1 protein-coding gene is annotated in these 1,070 nt (G+C 76.6%); it reads right to left on the bottom strand.

Annotated elements, in window-relative coordinates; all coding sequences use genetic code 11:
• Positions 1-1,070: FUSC family protein (locus ACFW2E_RS47675; RefSeq protein WP_384478623.1), on the bottom strand; the 1,070-nt coding region annotated here is incomplete at both ends.

The following is a 1,070-nucleotide window of genomic DNA, read 5'->3' as shown; positions in this document are numbered from 1 at the left end:
GCCCCCCCCCGCCCCCCCCGGCGCCGCGCGGGGGGGGGGGGGCGGGGCGGGGGGCCGCCCCCCCCCCCCCGAGGCCGCGGATCTCGCGGGCGCAGTCGTCGAGCAGCGCGAGCACCCGGCGGGCGCGCCGCTTGCGGGCCGGCATCGGGTTCAGCGGGTGGACCAGCGGGGCGACGGAGAGCCGTACCCGGCCGAGGAGCCGCTCCAGTTCGGCCACGCGGGGAGCCGGGTCGGCGGTGGGCGAGCCGGCGAGACGGGCCGCGGCCTCCTCGGTGCAGGCGTGGACGCAGCGCAGGGCGCGCTGGATCCACGCGTCGGTGGTCGTGTGGGTGGTGACGGGCAGCACGAACAGCACGGCCAGTACGGCGCCGAGGGCTCCGACACCGGTCTCCGTGAGGCGCAACGCGAGCAGAGCGGGGTTCAGGACGCCGAGGAGGCCGTAGAGCAGTTCGGCGAGCAGCGTCACCCAGAGCATCATCCAGGTGTAGGAAACGGCGGCCGTGTAGAAGATGCCGAAGACGGCCGCGGCGACGAGGACCGCGGTGGGCAGCGGCGCCCCGTGGACCGGTACGGCGACCAGCAGACCGAGGCAGATGCCGAGGACCGTGCCGAGGACCCGGCGGAAGCCGCGGACCAGTGTCTCGCCGCGCGAGGCGGTGTTCACGAAGATCCACCAGGTGGCGCCGACGGCCCAGTACCAGCGCTGGCCGGACACCAGCTGGCCCGCCACGAGCGCGAAACCCGCCCCGGCGGTCGCCTGGACCGCCTGCCGGGTGGTCACCCGGGCCAGGCCGGTGCCGACGGGCGGGGCGGGCACGGCGGCCGGGGGCAGGCGGCGCTCGTAGCACCACAGCCCGAAGCGCACCGTGGCCGCGCTGAGCACGGCCAGCAGGACGGCGGAGTACAGCTCGGGCAGCTGCGCCCTGGTGGCGTGCAGGAACTGGGCGACGAAGAAGGTCATGAAGGCGAAGACGCCGAGGCTGTGCCCGCGCGGCCCCCAGCGGCGCGCGTACACGCCCGCGCCCACGACGGCGAGGAACGTGAGGTCCCGCGCCACGGGGTGGTCGTGC

This window comes from Streptomyces sp. NPDC058964 (assembly GCF_042741275.1).
Taxonomy (GTDB): Bacteria; Actinomycetota; Actinomycetes; order Streptomycetales; family Streptomycetaceae; genus Streptomyces.
The sequence above is the reverse complement of the archived record's forward strand: the minus strand, read 5'-3'. Positions and strand labels throughout refer to the sequence as shown.